We start from the raw sequence: 8,300 nt of genomic DNA on the forward strand, positions 1-8,300 counted from the left end.
ATAAACTGATTGTACTTTATGATTGCATAAAACAAATCTTGAAATAAGGGCTATTTTTATCGTTATTTACTCAATGACTTTTTTTTTATTCGCTTAAAATCCTCACTATCAAAAAAAGTGAGATGATTTTATGTTTGATAAATTGGATACATGGGTTAATTTTCACCAGCAAGCATTAAATATACGAGAAATGCGACAAAATATATTAGCCGCAAATATTGCAAACAGCGATACGCCTAACTATCAGGCGCGAGATATTGATTTTAATGCTGAGTTAAGTAAGGCGCTTAATAAGCACAGTAACATTAATCACGTTGGACTTAATATTACCTCAGATCATCATATTCAGGTAAAAGCGCCTGTCACACTTAATCAAAATGTACTTTATCGTATTCCGTATCAGGCATCAGCTGATGGTAATACGGTAGAAATGGATCAAGAGCGTACAGCCTTTATTGACAATAGCATTCATTACCAAAGTAATTTAACGTTTTTAGGTGAGCAATTTAAAAATGTTATGTCGGTATTACAGCAAGGATAATAAAGATGAGTTTTTCAATTTTTGCAATTTCAGGGTCAGCATTAATGGCGCAAACCCAACGCATGAATGTCAGTGCCAGTAATTTAGCTAATGCAGATAGCGTAACAAGTACCTCTGGAGAAGCTTATCGAGCCAAGCAAGTTATTTTTCAAGTGGATGATAATGGTCAAACCAATTCAATTGCGGGCGTTAAAGTGTCGCAAGTGATTGAAGATCCCACGCCAATGAATTTGGTTTATCAACCCCATCATCCGTTGGCTGATGCTAAAGGCTACATTCAAAAACCGAATGTTGATGTGGTTGCCGAAATGGTCAATACGATTTCAGCTTCACGTAGTTATCAGGCGAATGTCGAAGTGATTAATACGGCAAAAAGTTTAATGCTAAAAACACTGACATTAGGCCAGTAATAAGGAGAAGCTTATGGGAGTGAGTAATGTTGCTGTTTCAGCATCAGGGGTAAAAAATCCGCAAACGATTCAAAAAAATTCATCAGATGGTAATTCAAGTAGGGAGCTGCAAGATAATTTTTTAACACTACTTATTGCTCAGATGAAAAACCAAGATCCGACCAATCCAATGGATAATAGTCAGTTAACATCACAACTGGCACAAATTAATACCTTAGCTGGTATCGAAAGACTAAATACGACATTGGGAATGGTTTCAGGTCAGATCGATGACAGCTTATCGGTTAATGCGAGCAACATGATCGGCAAGGGTGTCATGGTACCTGGCGATAAAATTTTAGTAGCTACCTCTGAACTAGAAAGCTCAGATGCAGGTAAAGAAACGGTTACTACTCCATTTGGCTTTGAGTTAGTGCGAGATGCCGATTCAGTGATTATCACCATTCAAGATGCAAATGGTAATGTGGTGCGAGAAGTTGATTTGGGCGCAATCCCTGCTGGCGTAAGTTCCTTTACTTGGGATGGTGTGCTAAATGATGGGACAATTGCGCCTGATGGCAGTTATACCTTTTCAGTCAATGCAAGTTCAGATGGGCAAAAAGTATCATCCACATCATTAGCCTATTCAGTGGTCTATGGTGTTATCAATAGTAAAGTTAATAATAAAGTATTACTCGATTTAGGAATACTTGGTTCAATTGGTATTGACGAAGTACGTCAAATTCTTTAAAGAGGATAAAATTCAGATGGGATTTTCTCAAGCAGTGAGTGGCATGAATGCTGCATCAAAGCAGTTAGATGTGATCGGTAATAATATTGCCAACTCAGCAACGGTGGGTTTTAAAAGCGCCAGCATTTCATTTGCCGATATCTATGCCGGTTCAAAAGTCGGTATGGGGGTAAAAGTAGCTGCGGTTATGCAAAATTTTAATGATGGAACCGCCACAACCACTAACAACAGTCTAGATGTGGCTATCTCAGGTAATGGATTTTTTCGTTTAGTGGATAGTAATGGACAAGCTTACTATACTCGTAACGGACAATTTCAATTAGATGCTGAGCGAAATATTATTTCTGCTGATGGTCTTTACCTGACTGGCTATCTTGCAACTGGTACGCCGCCTCAAGTGCAGCAAGGTGCAGCACCTGGTCCATTAAAAATTTCGCAAGAAATGTTAAATGCATCAGCAACAACCAAGGCTTCTTTGCAAACAAACTTAAATGCCAATAGTAAAGTTCCTGCTAAACAACCGGTCAATGCCCTTGATGCCGATACATTTAATTATTCTACAACCATTACCACCTATGACTCGCTTGGTAATCAAAGGAATGTTCAACTCTTTTATGTTAAAACTGGCGATAACCAATGGGATGTTCATTATCTTGATAGTAGTGATCCTAATGGAAGTTTACAAAAAGTGGGACAAATGGAATTTGACTCTTCCGGTAAATTAATTAGTGATCCTGAAATGACCATTAATATTAATGGGTTAAATGGATCTGCCGACAATACTTTTACTTTATCATTAGCCAATAGTTCTCAGCAAAACATGGGTAAAGAAGTAGGTAGTATCAAAACGCCAATTATTAATGGTTATGCACCAGGTAATTTAGTAGGTTATAGCATTAATGATGATGGTTCTATTTATGGCGTTTATTCTAACCAACAAACGATGTTATTAGGTCAAATTGCCATGGCTGATTTTGCTAATGTTAACGGTCTAGAATCAGCAGGGAATAATAATTGGCGTTCGACAATTAAGTCTGGCACAGAAGTATTGGGTGTAGCAAATTCTGGTACATTTGGCGCATTAGCCAGTGGCGCACTTGAATCTTCAAATGTTGATATGAGTCAAGAGTTAGTGAATATGATAGTTGCTCAGCGCAATTACCAATCTAATTCACAAACCATTAAAACCCAGGACCAAATTTTAAATACATTAGTTAATTTGCGCTAATTTAAAGGTTATTTATGGATCGTGTTATTTATACAGCAATGTCAGCAGCTAGCCAGACACTAAATCGGCAGTCAGTGACAAGTAATAACCTAGCTAATGTATCTACAGTGGGGTTTCGTGCACAGTTAACGGCAATGAAAGCAGTTCCTGTTGTGGGCAATGATATACCGACACGGACTATGGTAACAGCAACAACGCCCACGTTTGACTCAACGATGGGTGCATTTAATTATACGGGTAGAAATTTAGATGTTGCTTTGACCGAAGATCACTGGTTGGCGGTGCAATTAGCTGATGGTAGCGAAGCTTATACACGTAATGGTGCTATTGATATTGACGAAAATGGTACGCTTAATATACAAGGCTATCCATTAATTGGTGATAGTGGCGTTTTAACTGTGCCCCAACGATCTCAAATCACTATTAGCAGCGATGGAACACTTTCTGCATTGGGTGCCGGCAATAAACCAACCACCATTGCCCAAGTGGGTAAAATAAAAAAAGTACATCTTGAGCGAAACGAGATTGTCCGTGGTGATAGTGGTTTTTTTCAACTAACTGACCAAGTACGTAATGAACGTGGTGCAGTTATGCCAGATAATCCAAAAGCTAAACTTATGTCCGGTGTGTTAGAAGGAAGTAATGTTAATCCTGTTACTGCTATGGTGGATTTAATTAGCCATGCTCGCCAGTTTGAAATGCAGATGAAAGAAATTATAACCGCAGATGAAAATGCACAAAAAGCGAACCAAATTTTGTCGCTGACTTAAATTTATCAATATATTAAGTAGGAATAACTATGATTAAATCATTATGGATTGCCAAAACGGGCTTAACGGCGCAACAAATGAACATGGATATTATTTCAAATAATTTAGCGAATGTGAGTACCAGTGGGTTTAAAAGACAAAGAGCTGTATTTGAAGATTTATTGTATCAAACAGTTCGCCAACCCGGCGCGCAGTCTTCTGAGCAAACCACATTACCGTCAGGTTTACAGATTGGTACTGGTGTTCGTCCGGTTGCGACAGAACGTATTCATAGCCAAGGCAATTTAGAGGCAACAGATAACAGTAGTGATATTGCTATTAACGGACAAGGTTTTTTCCAAGTTTTATTGCCCGATGGCACACAAGCTTATACTCGTAGTGGCGCTTTTCAAGTTAATCAAAATGGGCAATTGGTGACTGCGGCGGGATATGAAATTCAACCAGCCATTACTATTCCATCCAACGCAATCAAAATGACTGTCGCACGTGATGGTGTAGTGAATGTGACATTAGCGAATCAATCAACACAAGTTCAAGTTGGTCAACTTACTTTACATACTTTCATTAATGATGCAGGTCTTGAAAGCGTGGGCGAAAACCTTTATTTAGAAACCGAAAGTTCAGGTTCTCCGACCGAAAATACCCCCGGATTAAATGGTGCAGGATTGCTATATCAAGGTTATACCGAAACGTCTAATGTCAATGTTGCTGAAGAGCTGGTAAATATGATTCAAGTACAACGCGCTTACGAAATTAATAGCAAGGCGATTTCAACATCCGATCAAATGCTACAACGTTTAAATCAGCTTTAACATTAACAATATGATAAGTCTATTGAGATATTTTTATATTCCAATTGCCTTCTTTTTGTTTAGTTGCTTATTTAGTTGCGCACAATTACCTAAGCAAGCTTTAGTTGAAGGCAAAACGAGCATTGTTCCGCAAATGCCCGCCATTGTAAATACCAGTGGCTCTATTTATCAAGCCGCTCAGCCAAGCAGTTTTGGGTATCAACCCATGTTTGAAGATCGCCGTCCGCGTAATATTGGTGATGTATTGACCATTGTTTTACAGGAAAACGTCAGTGCCAGCAAAAGCTCATCTGTGAATGCAGGGCGTAATGGCTCGGTTAATTTAGGTATAAAAAAGCTGCCTACGTTTCTCGATGGATTAGTTGGCAGAGGCAAAGCTGAAACGGATATTGCAGGTGGCAATGATTTTAAAGGGGCCGGTGGCGCTAATGCTAAAAACACGTTTAGTGGTACTATCACCGTCACCGTTCAAGATGTCATGATTAATGGTAATTTAAAGGTGATCGGTGAAAAACAGATTGCGATTAATCAAGGCACCGAATTTATCCGTTTTTCTGGCGTGGTAAACCCTAGAACAATAAGTGGTAATAACACCGTTATTTCAACACAGGTTGCTGATGCTCGTATTGAATATGTCGGTAATGGATATATTGACGAAGCACAAACAATGGGTTGGTTACAACGCCTATTTTTAAATCTTTCACCATTTTAATGAGCCTGATTATGATAAGAAAATTGCGCCTCTTTTTTGGCTTTATCTTTATGATGATATTGTTCATACCTAATGGACATGCTGAACGTATTCGTGATTTAGTGACTATTGAAGGTGTAAGAGACAATGCTTTAGTTGGTTATGGTATTGTTGTTGGGCTTGATGGCACAGGCGATCAAACCTCGCAAACACCTTTTACTATTCAAAGTATTACCAACATGTTATCCCAGCTAGGTATTACTGTACCGTCAGGCAGTAATATGCAATTAAAAAATGTTGCCGCGGTCATGGTAACTGCCAAATTACCTTCTTATTCGCGTGTTGGGCAACAACTTGATGTGGTTGTGTCTTCGCTTGGTAATGCAAAAAGCTTGCGTGGTGGCACATTGATCATGACCCCATTAAAAGGGGTCGATAATCAAGTGTATGCTATTGCTCAAGGTAACCTTTTTGTAGGAGGAGCGGGCGCAAGCAGTAAAGGAAGTAGTGTTAGTGTTAATCAAACAGCAGGTGCCACCATTCCAAATGGCGCAACGATTGAACGTCAGTTAGCTACTCGTTTAGATGAACAAGACATTATCCATTTGCATCTTAACCAATTTGACTTTACTCGAGCTTTAAAAATATCGGAAGCAATTAATAAATTACAAAAAAATAGTGCAGTTGCCTTAGATGGCACAACGGTTTCTCTAAAAATGCCAAAAGAAAGCCACACACGTGTACAATTTTTATCTAAAATACAAAATTTAGAAATAGGTCGCACGCCAATTTCTGCCAAAGTTGTTATCAATACGCGAACAGGTGTTGTTGTGATGAATCAAAAAGTGCAGCTAGATAATTGTGCTGTAGCGCATGGTAATTTATCTGTTGTGGTGAATAATAAATTAAAAGTCAGTCAACCCAATACACCATTAGCCGGTGGCACAACAGTGGTAACACCTGATACACAAGTAAGTATTGAGCAAGAAGGCGGGGCATTACATAATTTAGCCGCAGGCGCTGACTTAAAACGTGTTATTAAATCACTGAACTTATTAGGTGCAAACCCGACCGAATTAATGTCGATTCTTGAGGCACTAAAATCAGCGGGTTGTTTACATGCTACGCTTGAAACTATTTAAAGAATATTGCTTATGAATACTAAAATTGGTCAATCATTCAACCGTTTTGCCTATGATTTATCGGGTCTTAACCAACTAAAGCGTAGTGCAATAAATGGTTCATCTGAAGGTGTTAAACAAGTTGCTAAGCAATTTGAATCATTATTTATTAATATGATGATGCAATCAATGCGTAAAGCTGTACCTGAAAGTGGTTTATTTGGTCAGTCTGCTTCACAGCTATTTACTTCAATGTTTGATCAACAAATTGCACAGCAGGCAGCAGGTAAAGGGTTTGGATTAGCCCAGATGCTCACCAAACAGTTAACTAACAAGGTTTCACCATCAATTAATATTAACTCACAAGCTAATTCATCACAGGCTAATTCAAATAAAACTGAGCAAAATCTTCATTTAGCTCAGTCTTTATTTAGTAATGCACCCTCTAATTTATCGCCTCAAGCATGGGGGCAAATGCTTTACCAAAGTCATAAAGCAAATCAAACCAATCCAACTAATCAATTATCTTTAAATACACCAATAAAAGAGGGTAAAGACGATCATATCGTTAAATTTGTAAAAGATTGGTTAGAGCCAGCTAAGCAGGCAGCTAAACATTCAGGTATTGCTTATGAAGTGATTATTGCACAAGCTGCATTAGAAACAGGCTGGGGACAAAAACAGATCAAAACCACTAATAATCAAGTAAGCCACAATTATTTTGGTATCAAAGCCAACGCGTCATGGCAAGGGGATTCTACTCGCTTAATCACACAAGAATGGGTTAATAATAAAATGACTAAAATTGAGGATAATTTTAGAGTCTATAATAGTAAACAACAAGCGTTAACCGACTATCTTAATTTATTAACCAAAAATCCACGTTATCGTGCTGTTGTTAACGCACCAGATGCCAGAACAGCTGCCAAAGAATTACAAGCAGCACATTATGCAACTGATCCAAATTATAGTGATAAACTTATACAGATCATCAATCGTATCGAACAAATTACCCAAAATAATCAACCAACAATGGTATCAGGGTTTAGGAAAATTGCGTTTAATTGATGTCTAGGATGACTAGGATGACTAGGCATTAAATACTGTAACTCCCCCTTAAAATAGTACAGCAAAAGAGTATAAAATTTTCTTGATTAACCCACAGAGGATTTACCATGAAAAAAATGACTGGACATCAAATTGTATCTATTTTGTAAATATCCCAAACTTAGTACACACTCACGTAGAAAATTATGCTGCTTGTTTTAGTGTTTTATACTCAATCGGTGTCATGTTATTTAACGCCTCATGAGGTCTTTCGGTATTATAAATCGTTAACCATTCTTCGGTTATTCTCCTTGCTTGCACTAAGTTGTTAAAAAGATATAAATCGAGTACTTCAGTACGATAGGTACGATTAAATCGTTCAATATACCCGTTTTGATATGGGCTACCGGGCTGGATATAATCAATGGTTATATCATGTGATTTAGCCCAGTTTATAAAGGTTTTTCCTGTAAATTCTGGCCCATTATCGACTCGTATTTTTAATGGATACCCATGATATTCGGCCAGTTTATCTAAATAACGGATAATTCTCCTTGCCGGTAAGCTGACTGCAATATCAATGCCTAGCGCCTCACGATTAAAGTCATCGATGACATTGAATGTCCTAAAGCGACGTTGATTACGGCTACTATCACTCATAAAATCCATTGACCAGCATTCACCTGATTTATTCGGTACTGATAGTCTTTCCGGGCTTCGTGGAGGAATGCGTTGTTTACGCTTTACCCTCAGATTAAGCTTTAATTCACAATACACCCGATACATCCGTTTATGATTCCACTTATAGCCGAGCTTTCTGATACGATTAAAGCATTTAGGAAAGCCCCAGCGTAAATGCCGGTCTGTGATAGCATTCAACACCGAAACAATCACTGAATCATCCAGTAACTTAGGTTGATAATAGTAAGCACAACGGCTTAAGCCAACAA

General features: G+C 38.2%; 10 protein-coding genes. 9 read left to right on the plus strand and 1 reads right to left on the minus strand.

All coding sequences use genetic code 11. The features are described from left to right. Positions 1-130 precede the first annotated feature (130 nt). Genes flgB through flgJ form a run of 9 tightly spaced genes read left to right on the plus strand, consistent with a single transcriptional unit; the run spans position 131 to position 7,371 of the window. A complete protein-coding gene (flgB, locus tag ACYIAL_RS09090; protein WP_160431465.1) occupies positions 131-541 on the plus strand; it encodes a flagellar basal body rod protein FlgB in 411 nt (136 codons plus the stop codon). Positions 542-546: 5 nt separating this feature from the next. Beyond that, positions 547-951, plus strand: coding sequence for a flagellar basal body rod protein FlgC (flgC, locus tag ACYIAL_RS09095; protein ID WP_085247568.1), 405 nt, complete (start codon positions 547-549; stop codon positions 949-951). Positions 952-964: 13 nt separating this feature from the next. Next, complete coding sequence (locus ACYIAL_RS09100) at positions 965-1,681, plus strand: flagellar hook assembly protein FlgD (RefSeq protein WP_085247567.1); 717 nt, start codon at positions 965-967, stop codon at positions 1,679-1,681. 16 nt (positions 1,682-1,697) lie between these two features. Further along, positions 1,698-2,909 (plus strand): flagellar hook protein FlgE, encoded by a 1,212-nt coding sequence (gene flgE / locus ACYIAL_RS09105; RefSeq protein ID WP_085247566.1) that lies wholly within the window; start codon positions 1,698-1,700, stop codon positions 2,907-2,909. A gap of 14 nt (positions 2,910-2,923) precedes the next feature. Then, a complete protein-coding gene (locus tag ACYIAL_RS09110; protein WP_160431462.1) occupies positions 2,924-3,679 on the plus strand; it encodes a flagellar basal body rod protein FlgF in 756 nt (251 codons plus the stop codon). Between the two features lie 29 nt (positions 3,680-3,708). Next, positions 3,709-4,491 (plus strand): flagellar basal-body rod protein FlgG, encoded by a 783-nt coding sequence (gene flgG / locus ACYIAL_RS09115; RefSeq protein WP_085247564.1) that lies wholly within the window; start codon positions 3,709-3,711, stop codon positions 4,489-4,491. Between the two features lie 10 nt (positions 4,492-4,501). Next, positions 4,502-5,203, plus strand: coding sequence for a flagellar basal body L-ring protein FlgH (locus ACYIAL_RS09120; protein WP_085247563.1), 702 nt, complete (start codon positions 4,502-4,504; stop codon positions 5,201-5,203). A gap of 14 nt (positions 5,204-5,217) precedes the next feature. Then, the gene (locus ACYIAL_RS09125) at positions 5,218-6,324 is read left to right on the plus strand and encodes a flagellar basal body P-ring protein FlgI (RefSeq protein ID WP_483751485.1); all 1,107 of its coding nucleotides are present in this window, start codon (positions 5,218-5,220) and stop codon (positions 6,322-6,324) included. A 12-nt stretch (positions 6,325-6,336) separates the two neighbouring features. Then, positions 6,337-7,371 carry a flagellar assembly peptidoglycan hydrolase FlgJ gene (gene flgJ / locus ACYIAL_RS09130; protein ID WP_483751482.1) on the plus strand — a complete coding sequence of 345 codons (1,035 nt, stop codon included), beginning with the start codon at positions 6,337-6,339 and terminating at the stop codon, positions 7,369-7,371. Positions 7,372-7,554: 183 nt separating this feature from the next. On the opposite strand, the gene ACYIAL_RS09135 is transcribed toward flgJ, so the two are convergent. Beyond that, on the minus strand, positions 7,555-8,300 hold a 746-nt coding region (locus ACYIAL_RS09135; RefSeq protein WP_483751483.1), incomplete at its 5' end, for an IS3 family transposase.

The sequence above is a fragment of the Gilliamella sp. X-57 genome (assembly GCF_057063565.1).